At 59.7% G+C, this 19,524-nt stretch carries 16 protein-coding genes; 14 read left to right on the top strand and 2 right to left on the bottom strand.

The annotated features are described in order from the left end of the window. Positions 1–38: 38 nt before the first annotated feature. A complete protein-coding gene (locus HDG37_RS19335; protein WP_184050394.1) occupies positions 39–1,124 on the bottom strand; it encodes a LacI family DNA-binding transcriptional regulator in 1,086 nt (361 codons plus the stop codon). Between the two features lie 117 nt (positions 1,125–1,241). Here HDG37_RS19335 and HDG37_RS19330 point away from each other — a divergent pair, with 117 nt between their 5' ends. The 14 genes from HDG37_RS19330 (at position 1,242) to HDG37_RS19265 (ending at position 17,777) form a co-directional block, all read left to right on the top strand. Beyond that, complete coding sequence (locus HDG37_RS19330) at positions 1,242–2,261, top strand: Gfo/Idh/MocA family protein (protein WP_184050392.1); 1,020 nt, start codon at positions 1,242–1,244, stop codon at positions 2,259–2,261. Between the two features lie 45 nt (positions 2,262–2,306). Then, positions 2,307–3,878: an acyl CoA:acetate/3-ketoacid CoA transferase gene (locus HDG37_RS19325; protein WP_184050390.1), complete on the top strand. Its 1,572-nt coding sequence runs from the start codon at positions 2,307–2,309 to the stop codon at positions 3,876–3,878. After that, the gene (locus HDG37_RS19320) at positions 3,871–4,653 is read left to right on the top strand and encodes an enoyl-CoA hydratase/isomerase family protein (RefSeq protein WP_184050387.1); all 783 of its coding nucleotides are present in this window, start codon (positions 3,871–3,873) and stop codon (positions 4,651–4,653) included. Before HDG37_RS19325 ends, HDG37_RS19320 begins: the two co-directional genes overlap by 8 nt. 1 nt (position 4,654) lies before the next feature. Continuing rightward, positions 4,655–6,196, top strand: coding sequence for an aldehyde dehydrogenase family protein (locus tag HDG37_RS19315; RefSeq protein ID WP_184050385.1), 1,542 nt, complete (start codon positions 4,655–4,657; stop codon positions 6,194–6,196). Positions 6,197–6,288: 92 nt separating this feature from the next. Continuing rightward, entirely contained in the window at positions 6,289–7,545 is a 1,257-nt protein-coding gene (locus HDG37_RS19310; protein ID WP_184050383.1) for an ABC transporter substrate-binding protein, read from the top strand. An 82-nt stretch (positions 7,546–7,627) separates the two neighbouring features. Beyond that, entirely contained in the window at positions 7,628–8,596 is a 969-nt protein-coding gene (locus tag HDG37_RS19305) for a carbohydrate ABC transporter permease (protein WP_184050381.1), read from the top strand. Positions 8,597–8,650: 54 nt separating this feature from the next. Next, on the top strand, positions 8,651–9,508 hold the full coding sequence (locus HDG37_RS19300) for a carbohydrate ABC transporter permease (RefSeq protein WP_409260198.1): 858 nt from the start codon (positions 8,651–8,653) through the stop codon (positions 9,506–9,508). Between the two features lie 4 nt (positions 9,509–9,512). Continuing rightward, positions 9,513–10,619, top strand: a complete 1,107-nt coding sequence (locus HDG37_RS19295) for an ABC transporter ATP-binding protein (protein ID WP_184050377.1) — start codon at positions 9,513–9,515, stop codon at positions 10,617–10,619. Further along, complete coding sequence (locus HDG37_RS19290) at positions 10,619–12,172, top strand: FAD-dependent oxidoreductase (protein ID WP_184050375.1); 1,554 nt, start codon at positions 10,619–10,621, stop codon at positions 12,170–12,172. The genes HDG37_RS19295 and HDG37_RS19290 overlap by 1 nt, the downstream gene beginning before the upstream one ends. Further along, positions 12,165–12,944: a 3-ketoacyl-ACP reductase gene (locus HDG37_RS19285; protein WP_184050373.1), complete on the top strand. Its 780-nt coding sequence runs from the start codon at positions 12,165–12,167 to the stop codon at positions 12,942–12,944. Before HDG37_RS19290 ends, HDG37_RS19285 begins: the two co-directional genes overlap by 8 nt. An 11-nt stretch (positions 12,945–12,955) precedes the next feature. Continuing rightward, the gene (locus tag HDG37_RS19280; RefSeq protein ID WP_184050371.1) at positions 12,956–14,638 is read left to right on the top strand and encodes a GMC family oxidoreductase; all 1,683 of its coding nucleotides are present in this window, start codon (positions 12,956–12,958) and stop codon (positions 14,636–14,638) included. Between the two features lie 9 nt (positions 14,639–14,647). After that, on the top strand, positions 14,648–15,820 hold the full coding sequence (locus HDG37_RS19275; RefSeq protein ID WP_184050369.1) for a dihydrodipicolinate synthase family protein: 1,173 nt from the start codon (positions 14,648–14,650) through the stop codon (positions 15,818–15,820). A 47-nt stretch (positions 15,821–15,867) separates the two neighbouring features. Beyond that, positions 15,868–16,395, top strand: a complete 528-nt coding sequence (locus HDG37_RS19270) for a heme-degrading domain-containing protein (protein WP_184050368.1) — start codon at positions 15,868–15,870, stop codon at positions 16,393–16,395. Between the two features lie 50 nt (positions 16,396–16,445). After that, positions 16,446–17,777, top strand: a complete 1,332-nt coding sequence (locus tag HDG37_RS19265; RefSeq protein ID WP_184050366.1) for an MFS transporter — start codon at positions 16,446–16,448, stop codon at positions 17,775–17,777. Positions 17,778–18,411: 634 nt separating this feature from the next. On the opposite strand, the gene HDG37_RS19260 is transcribed toward HDG37_RS19265, so the two are convergent. Next, positions 18,412–19,449, bottom strand: a complete 1,038-nt coding sequence (locus HDG37_RS19260; protein ID WP_184050364.1) for a GSU2403 family nucleotidyltransferase fold protein — start codon at positions 19,447–19,449, stop codon at positions 18,412–18,414. Positions 19,450–19,524: the final 75 nt, after the last annotated feature.

Genomic DNA, 19,524 nt, shown 5'->3' with positions numbered 1-19,524 from the left:
CCTCTGGCTGACGCGCGATGCATCAAGGGGGCAGAAGTCTATTGCCGCTGGCCTGCAACGCGACGTTCTGTGCGGGTGGGATCGACGGAAAGATGCGGGTGGCGCCCCGCGGAGCCCACGCTTGATTCCCTGACGACCAGCTGCGGAATGGCGAAGTACTGCACGGGTGGTTCTTTTCCGTCCGCCGCTGGATCGAGCCTGGCCAGCAGCGTCTCACTCGCGATCGTGCCGAGTTTGTCCGCTCCAGCGGAAAGAGTAGTGAGTGGCGGATTGGTATGTTCTGCCGCCACCACATTGTCACAGCCAACGACCGCGAGCGCCTTGCCCGCACGTTTGCCCATTCGGTCCAGCTCATGCAACACGCCAAACGCAACCTGGTCGTTATAGCAAACCACCGCCGTCGGACGAGGCCGCATCTCGAAGATGGAGCGGACCGCCTTGCGACCGCCTTCCGGAGTCAGTTCAACATCGATGATCCACTCGTCGGCGACAGTCAGGGCATGACTGGCCATCGCCGTGAGGTAACCCTGCCTGCGCTGGTTCGCAACCGCATACCCCGTTCGATTGCCGGCGAATGCGATACGTGTATGGCCCTGAGCAATCAGATGTTCCGTCGCGAGAGCGAATCCAAAGCTGTTGTCGACTCCGACCGTGTCGACATCCGTGCCCATTGGTCGCATGACAAGGACAAGTGGAATTCCCCAGGACTTGATCTCGTCCGGCAGTTGCTCAGGTGTTCCCAGCGCAGGAGACATGATCAGGCCGGCCACATTCTGCTCACGCATCGATTGCAGAACACGGGTTTGGGTCGCGACGTTTTCGGCAGTATGCGCCATCAGCGTCGTGTATCCGGACTGCGCGAGTACCCGCTCGATGGCGACGAGCAACTCGACAAAGAAGGGGTTAGTCAGATCATTAATGACCATCCCGACGATGGTACTTCGGGTTCCGCGCAGATTTGCTGCGCCGCGGTTATAGACGTAGCCGAGGAGCTGTGCTGCCGCCCGAACCTTGTCGGCCGTCTCCGCCTTGATTTTTGGGCTCTGCTGAAGGACCAGCGAGACCGTCGACTTGGATACCCCCGCAGCCGCCGCAATGTCCTGAATCGTCGGAACTGTTTTCATGTTGCTTTGCACAATTGGAACGTTCCAAAAAGTATTTGACACGGTGAAATGAGTCTACTACAGTTTGTTGGAACGATCCAATAAACGCTGGTTGGAACGTTCCAACGGAGAGAGACAATGACTTCCAAGATTTGCTGGGCGCTGATCGGCGCCAGCACGATAGCCGACGAGTGGATGGTCAACGCGATCCGGTCGCAGCCGGACGGCACGATCGAAGCGGTCGTCAGCGGCAGCGCCGGGCGCGCCCGCGAGTTCGCCGACAAGCATCGGATTTCAAAGTCCGGCACGAACCTCGATGAGATCCTCGCCGATCGCGACATCGACGCGGTCTACATCAGCAGCACGAACGAAAAACACCTGCCTCAGGTACTGGCGGCTGCCGCTGCCGGCAAACACGTGCTCTGCGAAAAGCCGCTTGCGCTCTCCGAGGCTGATGCGAGCCAGATGATCGAGGCGTGCGCCGCCCACCAGGTTGTCCTTGGCACGAACCATCACCTGCGGTGTGCAGCGACACACCGCCGTCTGCGTGAACTCATCCTTTCCGGTGCGGTTGGCACGCCGCTTTACGTGCGAGTCTTCCACGCGGTCTCACTACCGCCGCACCTCCGCGGCTGGCGAATCGAGCGCCCTGATGCGGGCGGCGGCGTCGTGCTCGACATCTCCGTGCACGACGCCGACACCCTTCGCTTCATTCTGGATGCAGAACCCGTCGAAGTGAGCGCGATGACCTCGTCCGGAAGCATGGGTACCCAAGGCCTCGCCGACGGCGTGATGGGAATCATCCGGTTCAGTAACGGCGTGCTTGCCCAGATTCACGACGCGTTCACCGTGCCGTACGCGCCGACCGGCCTCGAGGTCCACGGGACCGAAGGCTCGCTCATCGCACGTGACGTGATGACCCAGCGCGCCGTCGGAGAAATCGAGCTGCGTTCAGCAGCAGGTTTCGAAATCATCGAGGTCGTCCACCAGGACCTTTATGTCAACGCGGTCGCCCAGTTCCATCGCGCTGTTCTCCTCGGTGAGGATCCCGCAGCCACTGGCCGGGACGGATACCGGTCACTGGTTACCGCGCTTGCGCTTGAAGAGTCGGCTTCAACCGGTGCACACGTCGCCGTCCCGCAGCAGTTCGTGCACTGAGTCAGTTTGAGGAGATCTATTGTGGGTTCCAGCAAAGTTATTTCGATGGCGACTGCCGCAGGCCTGATCAACGATGGTGACGTTGTGACCGTCAGTTCGTCGAGTGGCCTTGGCTGCCCCGACGCCATGCTGGCGGCGATCGGGACGCGCTTTGAAACCGAAGGCCATCCGCGACAACTTTCGCTGCTGCATCCGATAGCAGCTGGCGACATGTATGGCGTCAAAGGCATTGATCATCTGGCGAAGCACGGGCTTATCAAGTCGATCATCGCCGGTTCGTTTCCCAGCGGCCCATCGAGTCTACCGATGCCCGACATCTGGCGGATGGTCGTCGACAACGAAATCCGCGCATACAACCTGCCGAGCGGGGTGATGTTTGACATGCATCGGGACGCGGCTGCGAAGCGCCCTGGTGTCCTCACCAAGGTGGGGCTCGACACTTTCGTCGATCCGGACCGGCAGGGCGGCGCAATGAACAGTCTCTCGGAATCCGAGCCGATCGTGGACAAGGTCACGTTCGCGGGCGAGGAGTGGCTCTTCTTTCCGAATATCGTGCCGCGCGTCGCTATCGTGCGTGCCACCACAGCGGATGAGCGGGGCAACCTGTCTTACGAACACGAAGGCGCGCTGCTCGGCGGCCGCGACCAGGCGCTTGCAGTGCGTAACAACGGCGGCATTGTGATCGCCCAGGTCAAGCGAGTCGTGAAGGCAGGGTCGCTCGGTACGCAGCAGGTGCATATTCCGTGCAACCTCGTTGACTACGTGGTCGTCGACCCCGAGCAGAAACAGACGACGCAGATCGATTACGACCCGGAGATCAGCGGCGAAATCAAGGTTCCGGACAGCGAATTTGCATTTGCCGACTGGAACGCGGAAAAGGTAATCGCGCGCCGCGCGGCGATGGAAATCGCGGACGGAGACGCGGTGAATCTCGGCTTCGGCATTTCGGCCAACGTTCCGCGCATTCTCCTTGAAGAAGGACTCAACGGCCGTGTGACGTGGGCCATCGAGCAGGGTGCGGTGGGCGGTATGCCGCTGCTCGGCTTCGCCTTCGGTTGCTCGGCAAACGCCGACGCGATCATGCCGTCGCCTTCGCAGTTCATCTACTTCCAGGGAGGCGGCTTCGATGTTTCGCTGCTGTCGTTCCTGCAGATCGACCGCAACGGCCACGTGAACGTGTCGAAGCTGCCCAGCAAGCCGTACCTGACTGCCGGATGTGGCGGCTTCATCGACATTACGACGCACGCAAAGAAGCTCGTCTTCTCCGGCTTTTTCACAGCCGGTGCGAAGCTGGAGGTCGGCCACGGACGGTTGACGATCCTTCAGGAAGGCAAATCGAAGAAGTTCATCGGCGACGTCGACCACGTCACGTTCAGCGGCCGCATGGCGCAGCAGCGTGGTCAGCAGGTGCTGTATGTGACTGAACGCTGTGTGTTGCAGCTTACGAAGCAAGGTCTTGAAGTGATCGAGGTGGCGCCCGGCATCGACCTGAACAGGGACGTGCTTGAGCAGGCGGACTTTCCTTTGATTGTTTCATCGGAACTGAAGACCATGAATGCCGCGATTTTCAGCGAATCGCCGTACGGCCTGCAACTCAGGGAGGCACGTCGTGGCTGATATCGATGGAATCCAGTTTGAGCGCAGCGGCGCAGTCGCTGTTGTCACGTTGAACCGCCCCGAGAAGCTCAATGCCTTGACCCCACCGATGCTGATGCGTCTGGAGGCGGTCGCCGCTGAGCTTGATGCGTGGACCGATGTGCGCGCCGTGGTCCTGACGGGTTCGGGAACGAAGGCTTTCTGCGTGGGTGCGGACATCAATGAATGGTCCGCGCTGACGCCACTTGATATGTGGCGTCAGTGGGTACCGCGCGGTCACAGGGTCTTTGATCGTTGGGCTGCGCTTCGTGCACCGGTCATCGCCGCGATCAATGGACACGCACTCGGAGGCGGGCTGGAGCTCGCCGCGGTCGCGGACATCCGGATTGCAGACCCTGCCGCGACCTTCGCCCTGCCAGAGGCGGGTATAGCGACGTGCCCGGGCTGGTCTGGCACACAACGGCTTGTCTCGGTCATTGGGGCGAGCAGGGTAAAGATGCTCGCGCTCACCGGCAGGCGCATCGACGCCGCGCGCGCTCACGAAATTGGTCTGATTGACGAAGTGGCGTCAGCGGGCGGCGCATTGAACGCCGCGCTGGAGATGGCCGAACAGATCGCACGTCTCGCGCCCGTGTCGGTGCAACTGACCAAGCAACTGGTGAACGCGGCAAACGGCGAGGGTGCTGCGGCCACCCTCGAGGCGATGGCGGGTGCATTGGCGGCAACCACTGCGGATGCGCGTGAGGGAATGCTGAGTTTTCGCGAAAAGCGGCCAGCGAACTTTGAGGGTAACTGACATGACGACTGCAAACATAAATCCGGAACTGGCGCCCTTGCTTGTGGCGTCTCATAAGACTGACTTCGAGGTGTATCACGGTCGCCTCTACATCGACGGGCAGTGGCGCGAGGCTGGTGGCGGCGAACGTGTCGAGCGGCTCAGTCCGGCTCACGGCGAGCTGGTCAGCACCTATGCCGTGGCGACGCCCGAGGACGTCGACGCGGCAATCGATGCGGCCCATCGTGCATTTCACCACGGCCCCTGGCCGAAGATGAAGGGAGCGGAGCGTGCCCGCGTGCTGCTGGCGATCGCGGATGGCATCCAGGCCCAGATCGAGCGGTTTGCGCTAATCGAATCGCTGGAGAACGGCAAGCCGCTCACCCAGGCGCGCGCGGAGGTCGCCGGCTGCGTCGATCTGTGGCAATACGCCGCGAGCCTTGCTCGCACCACCAGCGGTGACGCCTACAACACCTTGGGCGAGGACATGCTTGGACTGGTGTTGCGTCAGCCGATCGGGGTGGTCGGCATCATCACGCCATGGAATTTTCCGCTGTGGATCCTGTGCCAGAAACTTCCATTCGCCATGGCGGCGGGCTGCACATGCGTGATCAAGCCTAGCGAACTGACGTCCGGCACGACCGTCATGTTGATGGAGATCCTTGAAAAGGCAGGCGTGCCAGCCGGGGTCGCGAATGTCGTGACGGGCAAGGGCTCACGCGTCGGTCAGCCTCTCGCCGAGAGTCCACGGGTCGACATGCTCTCGTTCACGGGTTCGACCCATGTGGGGTCGATGCTCGCCGGGGTGGCCTCGAAGAAACTCAAGAAAGTCGCCCTGGAACTGGGCGGCAAGAATCCTCAGATCGTTTTCCCGGACTGCGACTGGGATGCAATGGTGGACGCGGTCGTGTTCGGCGTGTACTTCAACGCTGGGGAATGCTGCAACAGCGGTAGCCGGGTTCTCGTGCATGAGTCCATCGTGGAGCGGTTTGTCGCTGTTGTTATCGAGCGTGCCCGCGAAGTGCCTGTCGGCGACCCGCTTCATCCTGATGCAAAGGTAGGCGCGATCGTCAGCGAACAGCAAATGAACGACATCCTCGGTCATATCGAGACCGGTGTCTCGGCAGGTGCGAAGGTGCGTCTTGGCGGCGGGCGTTACGTAAGCGCTAACGGCCTTTATCTGCAGCCGACCGTCCTGACCGATGTCACGGCAGACATGGGTGTCGCTAGAGAGGAAATTTTCGGCCCTGTCTTGAGTGTCATCGCGTTCCGCGATCTGGATCATGCCATCGAAATCGCAAACGACACCGCGTACGGCTTGTCAGCCGCGGTGTGGAGCAGCGATATCGATACTTGCCTGAAGGTCGCACGCGGTGTCGACGCAGGGACGATCTGGGTGAACACCTTCCTCGACGGATATCCGGAACTCCCGTTTGGCGGATTCAAGGCGAGCGGCGTCGGCCGCGAACTCGGCAAGCAGGCGGTTGAGGACTATACGGAGACGAAGACAATTCAACTGCATATCGGAGAACGCAAGAACCTTTGGCTGCCGGCGAAGAAATAGCAGGCAAGAAACAAGCCTCGGGCGGAAGGGTCCGCCGGGAAAAAGACTGAAAACCCTCTCCATCAGAGAGAGCAACCCATCTGGAGTGAGACATGTTGAGGAAGACACTTTTTGCACTCGTGGCAGCCATCGCCGTCAGTGGCAGTAGCGCGGTATCGGCGGCCGACACCAAATCCGTCGAAGTGATGCACTGGTGGACCTCGGGCGGCGAAGCCCGCGCGCTGGAGGTATTAAAGGACGGTTTGAAGCAGCGCGGATACGCCTGGAAGGACGCGCCGATTGCAGGGGGCGGCGGCGAAGCAGCGCGTACGGTGCTGAAAGCTCGCGTTGCATCCGGTAATCCGCCTGACGCCATCCAGATGCTCGGTTTTACCATTCCTGAATACGCGTCGCAGGATTTTCTGACCAACCTCGATCCAATCGCGGCAAAGGAAGGATGGGACAAGCTCGTGCCAGGTCCGATTCAACGTTTCTCGAAGGTCGATGGTCATTGGGTAGCGGTGCCAGTCGATATTCACCGCACCAACTGGATCTGGGCGAACAAGAAGATCTTCGATCAGTTGCATCTGACTCCGCCGCAGACGTTCGACCAGCTGGTTGCCGATGCCGCCGTGATTCGCAAGGCTGGCTACACGCCGCTCGCCCACGGCGGGCAGCCGTGGCAGGAAGCGACGATTTTCGATAGCGCCGTCATGTCTGCCGGCGGCCCGAAATTCTATACCCAGGCGCTCGTCAATCTTGACCCTGCCGCGCTCGGCTCAAAGACGATGGAAAAGGCATTTGACCAGATGCGCACACTGCGCGGTATGGTCGATCCGAATTTCCCGGGTCGTGACTGGAACCTCGCAACATCGATGGTCATCAACGGCAAGGCCGCGATGCAGATCATGGGCGACTGGGCGAAGGGCGAGTTCGTGAACGCCGGCAAGAAGGCCAATGTCGACTACCTGTGCTTCCAGTACCCCGGCACCCAGGGCGACTTCATCTTCAATACGGATCAGTTTGCGACGTTCAAGAAGGGCGACGCCAGCCTGCCTGGTGAATATGCGTTCGCGTCGACGGTGATGGACAAGGGCGTGCAGGCGAAATTCAACCAGATCAAGGGAGCGATTCCGGCGCGTCTCGATGTGCCGTCCGATGGGTTCGACGAGTGCGGCCAGAAGTCGATGGCTGATCTTCGCACTGCGCTGAAGAGCGGCACGATGGTAGGCAGCTTCGCGCATGGACACGCAATGCCCGATGGGCCGAAGAACGCGGTCTATGACGTCGTCACGCATTTCTTCAACTCTAACGAGTCATCTGCCGATGCGGTGAAACAGCTGGTCGACGCTGTCAACAACGCCAAGTAGGCCGTACACCGTCTTAAAACTCACGGGGGCGCTCCAGCGTGCCCTGCGAAGACCCGATGCTCCCGAAGTAGAGGTGATTGCCATGCACACTACACACCGGACCGCCCATACCTCGTCACGAGGTACCACGGACGAATCCCAGCTTCACGTCAAACGCCGGTCAACCCTGAGAAACCGGTTCGAGCAGGTATTGCCAAAGCTCGTGTTGTCGCCCACGTTGATTACGACGCTGATCTTCGTCTACGGCTTTATCGTCTGGACCACCGTCCTGTCGTTCACGCGCTCACGCGCGTTTGCCAATCTGCACTGGGGCGGCCTGATGCAGTATGGACGCGTCTGGGCACATCCGCGCTGGCACGTTGCGGTCGCCAACCTGGGAATCTATGCATCGCTGTATGTCGTCCTGTGCATGGGGATCGGGCTGGGCCTTGCCATTCTTCTCGACCAGCGCATCAGGGCGGAAGGCGGGCTGCGTGCGATCTTCCTTTATCCGATGGCGATCTCCTTTATCGTCACGGGCACGGCCTGGAAATGGATACTGAATCCTGGTCTCGGGCTGACGAAGCTTTTCCACGACTGGGGTTGGACCGGTTTCAGGTTCGACTGGATCATCGATGATCGAATGGCCATTTATACCGTGGTCATCGCCGCGGTGTGGCAGGCGTCCGGCTTCGTCATGGCGATGTTCCTCGCAGGCTTGCGGGGTATCGATCAGGACATGGTCAAGGCCGCGTCGATCGATGGGGCAAGAATGCCGGCTATTTATCGACGCATCATCATTCCGCAATTGCGTCCGGCTTTCGTTTCAGCATTCGTCATCCTGGTTCACCTCGCGGTCAAGAGCTATGAGCTGGTCGTGGCCTTGACAGGCGCAGGTCCCGGCTATTCGACGGAGTTGCCCTCGACGTTCATGTACTCATTCACCTTCACGCGAAACGAATTGGGAATGGGAGCGGCGAGTGCGGTCATGATGCTGTGCACGGTCGCGGCGATCATGGTCCCGTATCTCTATTCAGAGCTTCGTCCGCGCAGCGGCAGCGGCTCGCATTAGTCCAGTCAGGAGATCGTCATGTTGAAAAAAGGCTGGGACTCGCCGCAAATGGTGATGGGTAAGCATAACTACATATCGAGGATCGTGATCTATGGACTGCTGGCGGTTTTTGCCGTCGTCTATCTGATCCCGCTCGCGGTAATGATGCTGACGTCGTTCAAACCTCTTTCGGAGGTGTACAGCGGAAACATTCTCGCGTTGCCACGTGCATGGACACTGGAACCGTGGCTTAAAGCCTGGGGGGAAGCCTGCGTTGGCCTTGATTGTTCCGGCGTGAAGGGGTTTTTCTGGAACTCGACAAGGATGGTCATTTCCGCCGTTGCGATTTCTACCTTCCTTGGCGCACTCAACGGTTACGTGCTGACCAAATGGAGATTCAAGGGCGACAACATCCTGTTTGGGCTCGTTCTGTTCGGATGCTTCATTCCGTTCCAGATCGTGCTCATTCCGATGGCGACCTTCCTCGGGAAAATCGGGCTGGCCCAGTCCATTACGGGTCTCGTGTTCGTGCACATTGTCTACGGTCTGTGCTTTACGACGCTGTACTTCCGTAACTTCTATGTCGCGTTTCCCGATGAACTGGTGAAGGCCGCGATGATCGATGGAGCGCGCTTCTTCAGGATCTTCCTGCGCATCCTGTTGCCGTGTTCCGGCGCCATCATCACAGTAACGGTCATCTGGCAGTTCACCAATATCTGGAACGACTTCCTCTTCGGTGCTTCATTTACGACGGGCAGCACGGCGCCTATTACGGTCACACTGAACAACATCGTGAATACGTCAACCGGCGTGCGTGAGTACAACGTTCAGATGGCAGCCGCCGTGATTACCGCGCTGCCCACTCTTCTGGTCTATGTGATCGGCGGCCGCTATTTCGTGCGCGGCATGATGGCCGGTTCGGTAAAGGGGTAAGGAAATGGCTTCTCTGCATATTTCAAATGTCCGCAAGGCGTACGGCCCGACGGAAATCCTGAAAAACATCAACATCGATGTGACCGATGGCGATTTCCTCGTACTTGTCGGGCCGTCCGGTTGCGGAAAATCGACCCTGCTGTCGCTGATCGCGGGACTCGACACTATCTCCGGTGGGGAGATCCGGATCGACAACGACCGTGTGAACGACCTGCATCCCAGCGAGCGGGATATCGCGATGGTCTTTCAGAGCTACGCGCTGTATCCGAACATGACGGTCGGCCAGAACATCAGCTTCGGTCTGGAGATGCGCAAAGTGTCGAAAGTGGAGAGGGATAAGGCCGTCGCGGACGCTGCAAGACTGCTTCAGATCGAGCACCTGATCAAGCGCCGCCCGGGCCAACTCTCGGGCGGTCAACGGCAGCGTGTCGCCATGGGACGGGCGCTGGTGCGGGACCCGAAAATCTTCCTGTTCGACGAGCCGCTGTCCAATCTTGACGCAAAACTGCGCGTTGACATGCGCACCGAAATCAAGAAGCTGCATCAACGGCTCGGCGCAACCATCGTGTACGTGACTCACGATCAGATCGAAGCGATGACACTCGCGACCCGGATTGCGGTGATGAAGAGTGGCGTGATCCAGCAGTTCGGCACGCCAGCCGAAATCTACAGTACGCCGGCCAATACCTTTGTCGCGACGTTCATGGGCTCGCCGTCGATGAACCTCATTCCGGCAGTGCTCTCCACCCGAAACGACACACTCGTTTTAACGATGGGCGAGGGCAGTGCGGCGGTTTGCCTTGATCTGCCGGCCCAGCCCGCGGCGGTCGCGCGATACGCTGGCAAGAAAGTGATTGCCGGCCTTCGGCCAGAAGCGATCGGCGTGGAATCCTCGCGGGTCCCGGATGCGGTGCGCGAGGTAGCGGTGAAGGTACTGGTCATGGAGCCCACGGGACCGGACACGCTGGCGGCGCTTGAAATGGGCGGGGTCGAAGTCGCGGCCCGACTGGGCGCCGACATGCCGCATAGCCCGGGCGAGCACTGCAACCTGCGGGTCGATCTGTCGAAGCTGGTCCTCTTCGATGCGCAAACGGAAGAAAGGATAGCGTGATGCATGCCGATGTCGTCATCATTGGTTCGGGCGTCGGCGGCAGCGCGATTGCCCTGCAACTCGCGGCTACGGGTGCCAGTGTCGTAGTGATCGAGCGGGGCGACAATCTTCCCCGCGAACTGCAGAACTGGGACGCGGAAGCCGTATTCGGCCAGCTCCGGTATCGCACGCGCGACACGTGGCTCAACGGCGCTGGCGAGCGCTATCGTCCTGGTCAGTATTACTTTGTCGGCGGACATACGAAGTTCTTCGGCACCGCGATGTTCCGGCTGCGTGAAGCCGACTTCGAAGAACTCGCGCATGAGGAAGGCGTGTCGCCCGCGTGGCCCATCAAGTACCAGGACCTCGAAAAATACTATGACCTGGCCGAGGAGCTCTTCGGCGTAAGAGGGTCCGCTGGTCAGGATCCGACCGAGCCGCCGAGGTCCGTCAATTATCGTCATGGACCGATACCTGACGAACCTGTGATTGGCAGGCTCCGGGAGAAGCTTCGGCAGCAGGGCCTGCATCCGTTCTTTATGCCGGCTTCGGTCGATTTCGGCGACGGCGGCACGTGCGTGCGCTGCGGCACATGTGACGCTTTTCCTTGCCGCATTGACGCGAAAGGAGACGCCGAGATGTGCCTGTTGCGCCCCGCGCTGAAACAAGGAGGCGTGTCGCTGCTGACGGGCGCGCGCGCGACACGACTCTTGACCGACCCGACAGGGCGAAGAATTTCGAGCCTCGAAGTTCAGACGCGGGACGGTCCGCTTACGGTCACTGGCGACACGTTTGTGCTGTCGGCAGGCGCGATCAATAGCGCTGTTCTGTTACTCGCCTCGGCTAACGACAAGTTTCCGAACGGGCTTGCGAACACGTCCGGAGCGGTCGGGCGGTACTACATGAATCATAACTGCACCGCGATTCTGGCAATCGACCCGAGGACGGTCAACGACACCCGTTTTCCGAAGACGCTTTCAGTCAACGACTTCTACTTTGGCGGCGTGCATGACCGGTGGCCGCTGGGCAATCTGCAAATGCTGGGAAAGATCCGCGAGCCGATGCTTCGTGGCGCGCTTCCGTACGTGCCGAGGAAGCTTCTGGAATACATAAGCCGTCACAGTGTCGATCTTTACGCGATGTCGGAAGACTTGCCGAGCGCAGATAGTCGCGTAGAGCTAACGTCGGCCGGTGAGATCCAGCTGACGTGGAATCGCACCAATCTCATACCTCATGAACGCTTCGTTCAGAAAGCGAAGCGTCTGCTCAAGGACGCGGGCTATCCGCTGGTGGTCAGCAGACGCTTTGGGGAAGACACGCCGTCCCATCAGTGTGGGACGGTCCGGTTCGGCAATGACGCTGGCGCCGCGCCGCTCGATCCGTTCTGCAAGGCTTATGACCACCAGAACCTGTACGTCGTTGATGCGAGCTTTTTCCCCTCGTCTGCTGCGGTCAATCCGGCACTGACGGTAGCAGCCCAGGCTCTACGGGTCGGCGAACACCTTCGTTCGGAACTGACGCGCAGCCGCACGGCCAGCGGAGACCACGCTTTTGACGGAGGCCGACATGCCTGATGACGCAATGCAACCTCTCGCAGCGCTCGTCACGGGCGGCCGCCGCGGAATCGGGCGCGCGATCGCTGTCGAACTCGCGTCGCGCGGCTACGACGTGGCCATTACCGACGTCGTCGATGACGAAGATACCGCTCTGACGCTAAGGGCGATTGAGGACCAGGGACGGCGGTCTCTCTTTGTGCAGGCGAATTTGCAGGACGTAGCGTCACACACGCGAGTGCTCGAAGGTGTGCTGGCGTGGTGCGGCGATCTGGATTGCCTGGTGAACAACGCGGGAATCGGCTCGCCCGCGCGTGGTGATCTGCTGGATGTGACTTCTGAGGCGTTCGACACCGTGCTTGGAGTGAATCTGCGCGGAACCTTCTTCATGACTCAGGCGGTTGCTCGCCATATGTTGAGCGGAGAGCCAGATCGCCCGCGCGCGATTATCACGGTCTCGTCGGTATCAGCCACGATGGCGTCACCTGAGAGGGCCGAGTATTGCCTCTCAAAGTCCGCTTTGCCGATGATGACAAAACTGTTCGCACTACGGCTTGCTCATGCAGGCATCCCGGTTTTTGAGGTGCGGCCGGGGATTATCCGGACGCCGATGACCGAAGCGGTTGCGCAGAAGTACGAAGCGCGTTTCAAGGAGGGGCTCGTTCCCATGAACCGTTGGGGCGAGGCCGACGATGTCGCGAAGGCGGTCGGCCAGCTTGCGGGCGGTGCGTTGCGGTTTGCCACCGGCAGCGTGCTCCAGGTTGATGGTGGCCTCTCCATTTCTGCCTTTTGAAGGTGAGCAGCATGAAGACCGATAGCTACGACTACATCATTACAGGCGGAGGGTCGGCCGGTTGCGTACTGGCGAATCGCCTGAGCGCCGATCCTTCCGTGACGGTTTTGCTGCTTGAGGCTGGCGGCGGCGATCGGAACCCGCTTTTTCACATGCCCGCTGGTTTCGCGAAGATGACCAAGGGCATCGGTTCATGGGGCTGGCATACCGTGCCTCAAAAGCATCTGAAGGACCGTGTCTTGCGCTTCACACAAGCGAAAGTCATCGGTGGCGGCTCGTCGATCAACGCGCAGATCTATACGCGCGGCGTGCCAGCGGACTACGACGAGTGGGAGAGCATGGGTGGCGCAACGGGCTGGAGTTACCGCGATGTACTGCCTTATTTCAAACGATCGGAGAACAATCAGCGCTTCGCAAATGAATACCATGCCTACGGTGGTCCGCTAGGCGTGTCAAATCCGATCAGTCCTCTGCCGATCTGCGAAGCGTTCTTTCAGGCGGGTCAGGAGATGGGCATGCCTTTCAACGCCGACTTCAACGGCGCTGAACAGGAAGGCCTCGGCTACTATCAGCTGACGCAGTTCAACGCGCGGCGCGCATCGGCATCCGTCGGGTTCCTTGACCCGATCCTCGGCCGGCCGAACCTCACTGTCAGGTTACAGTCACAGGCGCTGCGCGTGATCGTCGAAGGAGGGCGCGCAGTCGGCGTAGAACTGGTCAGTGGAACCGACCGCACGCCAGTTGTTGCGCGAGCGAGGCGCGAAGTGATCGTGTCTTCCGGGGCCATTGGATCCCCCAAGCTGCTGATGCAATCAGGCATCGGCCCGGCTGATCATTTGAGGTCCACGGGTGTACCCGTCGTGCATGACATGCCGGGCATCGGCTCAAATCTTCAGGACCATCTCGATCTGTTTGTCATCGCCGAATGTACTGGCGATCATACGTACGACAAGTACAACAAGCTCCAGCATGCAGCGTGGGCAGGCCTGCAGTACCTGCTCCTGAAGAAGGGCCCGGTTGCGTCGAGCCTGTTCGAGACAGGCGGCTTCTGGTATGCGGACGGCGTCGCAGCGACTCAGGCCCGATCGCCCGACATCCAGTTCCATCTCGGCCTGGGTTCAGGAATCGAAGCGGGCATGGCGAAACTTCGCCATGGCGGCGTCACGTTGAATACCGCATATCTTCGGCCCAAATCGCGCGGCAGCGTACGCCTGGCAAGTGCCGATCCTGCGACAGCGCCGCTGATCGACCCGAACTACTGGTCGGAGCCGGAAGACCGCCATGCAGCGCTCAAGGGCCTGCGCCTTGCGCGCGAGTTAATGAATCAGCCCGCGTTGAAGCGTTTTGTGCAGACGGAAGTCCTGCCCGGTCCGCGTGTCAACACGGACGACGAGTTGTTTGATTATGCGTGTGCCAATGCCAAGACCGATCACCATCCGGTCGGTACGTGCAGGATGGGGCGCCCTGAGGACGAACATAGCGTAGTCACACCTGACCTGCGCGTGATTGGCATTGACGGACTACGCGTTGTCGATGCCTCTGTGATGCCGCTCATTCCGTCGTGTAACACCAATGCACCGACCATCATGGTCGCGGAGAAGGCGGCCGATCATATCCTCGGTCGCATCCCGGCGCCAAACGCTGTGCGTGCCAAACGAGGTGCGAACGAGATCCCGACATCGACCGCCTTCTGAGAGATAGCCATGAAAATCCTTCTGCCAACCCGTAATGGCGAATTGAATCCGTATACGTTGAAGACCTTGGAGGAGAACATCACGCTGGAGTCGAAATGTGAGTTCAATCGCGTGGCATACGCTGCAGCGCATGTCGTGGTTGATCCCGCGCTCGGCTATGAGCCGTGGTCGGACGCGCCGGCGATCGATTGGGACAGGACGCTCGCGTTTCGGACCTATCTGTACGGCCTCGGCTTCAAGGTTGCCGAAGCCATGGACACCGCACAAAGAGGCATGGGTGTGGGCTGGAACACGGCGTCCGAACTCATTCGCCGAAGCATCGCGCACGCGAGAACTATCCCAGGAGCGGATCTAGCCTGCGGTGCTGGCACCGATCATCTGGACGACCGGCGGCGGCATAGCCTGTCGGATGTGATCCAGGCATACAAGGAGCAATTCGAAGTCGTGGAAGCGGCCGGTGGCCGGGCCATCATGATGGCGAGTCGTGCATTGTGCGCCGCAGCCCGATCGCCTGATGACTACAAGAAGGTGTATGACGCCGTATTTGCCGAGAGTCGCAACAAGGTCGTGCTTCACTGGCTGGGCGAAGCATTCGACGTTTCGCTCGCAGGATACTGGGGCAGTAGTGACGTTCGCGCCGCAATGGCAACTGTACTCGACATCATCCGCCTGCATTCGGGCAAGATCGAAGGCATCAAGATTTCGTTGCTGAACGCCGAATACGAGTGCGAGCTTCGCGCCCAGTTGCCGGACGGCGTGCGGATGTATACCGGTGACGATTTCAACTACGGCGATCTGATCGCAGGTGATAGCACGGGCATATCGCACGCGTTACTGGGCATATTTGATCCGATTGCACCAGTCGCGGCGAAAGCGCTGGGCCAGTTGGCCAGAAACGATATCGCGGCCTACCACAACACGATGCGACCCACGGTGGCGCTGTCGCGTGAGCTCTTCGGTTCGCCGACACAGTACTACAAGGCGGGCGTTGTCTTCCTCGCGTGGCTCAACGGACATCAGGACCATTTCTCGATGGCCGGCGGCATGGAGTCGGCGCGGTCGGTGCTGCATTTCGCCGAAGTGTTCCGGAAAGCGGACGCCTGTGGCGTGTTGATCAGGCCCGAGCTCGCCCTGCAGCGAATGAAAACCTTCTTGCAGGTGCGGGCAGGAATCGTCCGATGAACTGGATCGCAATGGCTGCGGACCGGATTGCGCGGTGAGAGGGTGAGATGCCGAGTAGAGCCTTGAGTTTGAAAGATGAGACATTCGATCAACAGGCGATGCGAACGATGTTGCCTGCTTTCAACGCGGAAGTCGCGCGCAAGCTTGGAGAGATCGTTGTGAATATCGCTTCCCGTCGCAGCCTTCCTGTCGCCGTGAGTGTGGTTCATCCGCGCAGTGCGCTCTTCTATTGCGCGCTGGAAGGAAGCTGTGCAGACAACGGCCAATGGATTCGCCGCAAGGAGAATACTGTCTTCCACTTCGGAAGGAGTTCTCTTGAGGTGGGCCTGATGTTCGCGCACGAGGGGTGGTCGCTGCCATCGCATGGGTTGTCCGGGCGGGACTACACGCTATTCGGCGGAGGCGTACCTCTTCGCGTGGCCAATGCGGGTGTCGTCGGCGCCGTGTCAGTGTCCGGACTGGATCACGTTAAGGATCATGAACTGGTCATCGAAGCTTTGTGCTGGCACCTCGGAATTCCGCATATAGATTGCGTGCTGTCATATCCACGCCGCGCCCCGCATGCAGTCGAGTGAGCCAACGCAGGCTTGACTGTTGAGAGAAAAACTGTAAAGGAGACGCCCTTATGAAAACTGACACGATGGGCTTGGTGGCTGCCGGCCCGGATGCCACGCAGACAAGCGGTATGGCGGATCTTCGCCGTGTGATCGCGGCGAGCACAGCCGGCAGTGCAATGGAGTGGTACGACTTCAGCATTTACGGAACGGCATCCGCCTTGATTTTTGCTGACCTGTTTTTCCCTGGGCTAAGCAAGGTGGCCGGGCTCCTTGCCATCTTTGGCGCGTATGCGGCGGGCTTCTTCGCACGTCCCTTTGGAGGATTATTCTTCGGATGGCTGGGCGACAAACTGGGACGGAAAGTCGTACTTGTTGCTACGGTTCTGCTGATGGGCGGATCAACGTTTTTTATCGGGTTGTTGCCGACGTATGCAACAGCGGGCGTATGGTCAACCGTGCTGCTTGTGGCACTACGGCTGCTTCAGGGGTTTGGCGCGGGAGCGGAGCAGGCGGGCGCTTCACTGATTGTGTCGGAGTTTGCGCCGCCAGCCCGGCGAGGTTTTTATGCAGCCCTGCCATTCGCCGGTTGTATTCTTGGAATATTGCTTGCCGGTGCGATGTTCACGCTTGTACAACGCTTGCCGAAGGATGAGTTCATGTCGTACGGCTGGCGGATTCCCTTCCTCTTTAGTGCTCTGGTGGTGTTCGCCGGCATCATTATCAGGATGCGGGTGAAAGAGAGTCCCGTGTTCCAGGAAATCCGCCGATCTGGCCAGGTAAGCGAACGTCCGGTGAGGGACTTGCTTTCCGAGTCGCCTCGAACGCTGCTCGTCGCATTCGGGCTACGCGTTGGGGAGAATGGTTCATCCTATCTGTACCAGGTGTTCGCCCTCAGTTATCTCACGAAGATACTGCTTGTCGACAAGTCGGTTGGAACGCTCGGGATTACGGTTGCAGCAGGCTTGGCGATTGTGACGATTCCGCTGATGGGTTGGTTGTCGGATCGGTTTGGACGTCGCTTGATGTACCGGCTTGCGGCGCTGTTCACCTGTGCCTGGGCCTTTCCCGCATTCTGGCTGTTCGAGACAAGGGATCCGTTGTTGATCATCGTAAGTATGGCTCTGGCGATAGGCGTTGGCGTTTTCGGGATGTACGGTATCCAGGGAGCGTACTTTCCGGAGTTGTTCAGCGCGCGTTTCCGGTATACAGGTGTTGCTGTGAGCAAGGAGTTCGCTGCCGTCGCGTCGGGAGGCGTGGCGCCCTTCATTGCCGCTGCACTGATTGGCTGGTCACACGGTGCCTATTGGCCGATAGCGCTGTATGTCATGGTTCTAGCGGGCATCACGTTCCTTGCGACATTTTTTGCACCGGAAACGCGCGGGGTCGATCTGAACAGCTAGTGTTCTGCTGTTGTGCTGCGGGTCGACACACGTCGGGAGTTGCAAGGAGAACGTTAAGGACGTCCGCTCAGGACTCGGCGCCTCCGCTCACAGTTCTGTCTCGCATATGAAGCGCCAGAACACGACCGACTTTCTCGCTGGCGACGAACTTTTTATATCCTGGAACCGGCGGTAGTGTCGCCCAGTCGCCGCCAGCGTTCGAACAGTTGTCCCGCTTGGTAGCGTCACTGACGCCCCGGCGGGGGCCGGTACGGCGTCTGCGCGTAATCAGGACAAAGCGCCTGCAACATCTGGTACGCGAATCTACCTAAAGCCATCCGAAATTTGCAAAAACGAGCTTTGTGATCGTCCGGACGCAATTCGGTGGGCTCACATGGGAACTTTACGTGCGAGCACTGCGTTGGATCCGGAAGTTGGTTGCTTAGTCGCCGCCCGTGTGATTTTACATAAAAGGAATGATCAAAATTTTAATTCGGAATCCTATGTTTAGTGAAATCTTGCGCTCGTCTCTAGCAGAGCTCTGCCCAACGGGGTGGCCTCCGACGGTTGGGAGACTCCAATTGCGGGACGTAACCGAATGGTGACATCGCGCCTGCTCGGCATTAATGCGGTCGCTTACGAGATTCGAACCGGCCTACGTCTGCGCACTTAGCTCCGCCAGAATATCCCGTGCGCGCTCGGACAGATGGGGCACAAGAGCCATCGCTCGAGCGGCTGCAGTAGCTACGCGGGGGCGTGCGCTTTCATCTAGCTCGTTGGCAGCCGTCGTGAGCCACTCAGGGAATCGTTCTGTTAGTGCATCAATGAGCACTGCTGCCTGCCGCTGGTCCTTCTCGGCTTTAAGTGCGCGCGCCGGGTCGCGAAGCGTGCTGACGACAAGCTTGTGCAGCGCAAATCTGGCCGGGTCAGGAAGCGTTACGGGAACCACGTGCTCCTTGCCGAGGATAAAGCCGCTCACCGGGTTGGCGACCAGATAACCGAAGTACGGCAAACCAGTCGCATGCGCTCGCAATTGGCGGAGGGGCTTCGTTTCGTACGCCTCGGTGCCCGGTACAAGCAGGTCCACCTTGAGGGGTTGTCCGCGCGCCTTGAACGAGGTGGACGGTTTCCGCGAGTCCAGTTCTGGCACCTCGATGAAGGGAAGACCGGTCTCGCGCAGGATGTCGAGAAAACTGCGGTCTTCCGGGATGGCCACCGAAATCGAGCCCGCGCTACCGATGTCAATATCCTCGGTCCTGTAGTTCGCAGGCAGACGGACACCGAGACCGTTCAGGAGCGCGCCGAAGGCGTGGGAGCCGACAAGCAGTCCGCCGTGCGTGAAGATGCCGGCGTTAAAGAGCGTCGCGATGGTAAGGGCCGATGAATTATCCGCGGCGGCAAAGCCTGCTTTCCGCAAAACCTGGACATCATTGGCCAGCGCCCGTATCTCCGCGCTCTCCAGTTGCTGCGCCTCAAGTGCGGCGTCGGTGTCCGGCTCCCCGGTGCGCCCCAGCGATGTTTCCTTGTGTTTGCCAGAAGCGAGGTACACGCGCCAGTAGGTGTACGCTTTTCCGTCAACGGTTTTCTGGGCGGCTGAGCCCGGGGAGTGCAATGGGATGCGCGGTTGTGCGCTCGCCCGCTCTGCGACCGAGGAATACAGCGTTTGCAATGCTTCGTTATGGAAGGAGGTCATGGCTCACGCTCTTATACCTTGAATTCGCATTATAAGGTATAAGAAACGGCATGGCAATTTATACCTTAACTTTAT

Source organism: Paraburkholderia sp. MM5384-R2 (genome assembly GCF_014201025.1).
GTDB lineage: Bacteria > Pseudomonadota > Gammaproteobacteria > Burkholderiales > Burkholderiaceae > Paraburkholderia > Paraburkholderia tuberum.
Note: the sequence above shows the minus strand (reverse complement) of the source record. Positions and strands in the feature narration are given on the sequence as shown.

Coding starts and splice junctions, on each gene's coding strand:
- HDG37_RS19335 (WP_184050394.1), bottom strand. CDS start 1,124: ATGAAAACAGTTCCGACGATTCAGGACATTGCGGCGGCTGCGGGGGTA.
- HDG37_RS19330 (WP_184050392.1), top strand. CDS start 1,242: ATGACTTCCAAGATTTGCTGGGCGCTGATCGGCGCCAGCACGATAGCC.
- HDG37_RS19325 (WP_184050390.1), top strand. CDS start 2,307: ATGGCGACTGCCGCAGGCCTGATCAACGATGGTGACGTTGTGACCGTC.
- HDG37_RS19315 (WP_184050385.1), top strand. CDS start 4,655: ATGACGACTGCAAACATAAATCCGGAACTGGCGCCCTTGCTTGTGGCG.
- HDG37_RS19310 (WP_184050383.1), top strand. CDS start 6,289: ATGTTGAGGAAGACACTTTTTGCACTCGTGGCAGCCATCGCCGTCAGT.
- HDG37_RS19305 (WP_184050381.1), top strand. CDS start 7,628: ATGCACACTACACACCGGACCGCCCATACCTCGTCACGAGGTACCACG.
- HDG37_RS19300 (WP_409260198.1), top strand. CDS start 8,651: ATGGGTAAGCATAACTACATATCGAGGATCGTGATCTATGGACTGCTG.
- HDG37_RS19295 (WP_184050377.1), top strand. CDS start 9,513: ATGGCTTCTCTGCATATTTCAAATGTCCGCAAGGCGTACGGCCCGACG.
- HDG37_RS19290 (WP_184050375.1), top strand. CDS start 10,619: ATGCATGCCGATGTCGTCATCATTGGTTCGGGCGTCGGCGGCAGCGCG.
- HDG37_RS19285 (WP_184050373.1), top strand. CDS start 12,165: ATGCCTGATGACGCAATGCAACCTCTCGCAGCGCTCGTCACGGGCGGC.
- HDG37_RS19280 (WP_184050371.1), top strand. CDS start 12,956: ATGAAGACCGATAGCTACGACTACATCATTACAGGCGGAGGGTCGGCC.
- HDG37_RS19275 (WP_184050369.1), top strand. CDS start 14,648: ATGAAAATCCTTCTGCCAACCCGTAATGGCGAATTGAATCCGTATACG.
- HDG37_RS19270 (WP_184050368.1), top strand. CDS start 15,868: ATGCCGAGTAGAGCCTTGAGTTTGAAAGATGAGACATTCGATCAACAG.
- HDG37_RS19265 (WP_184050366.1), top strand. CDS start 16,446: ATGAAAACTGACACGATGGGCTTGGTGGCTGCCGGCCCGGATGCCACG.
- HDG37_RS19260 (WP_184050364.1), bottom strand. CDS start 19,449: ATGACCTCCTTCCATAACGAAGCATTGCAAACGCTGTATTCCTCGGTC.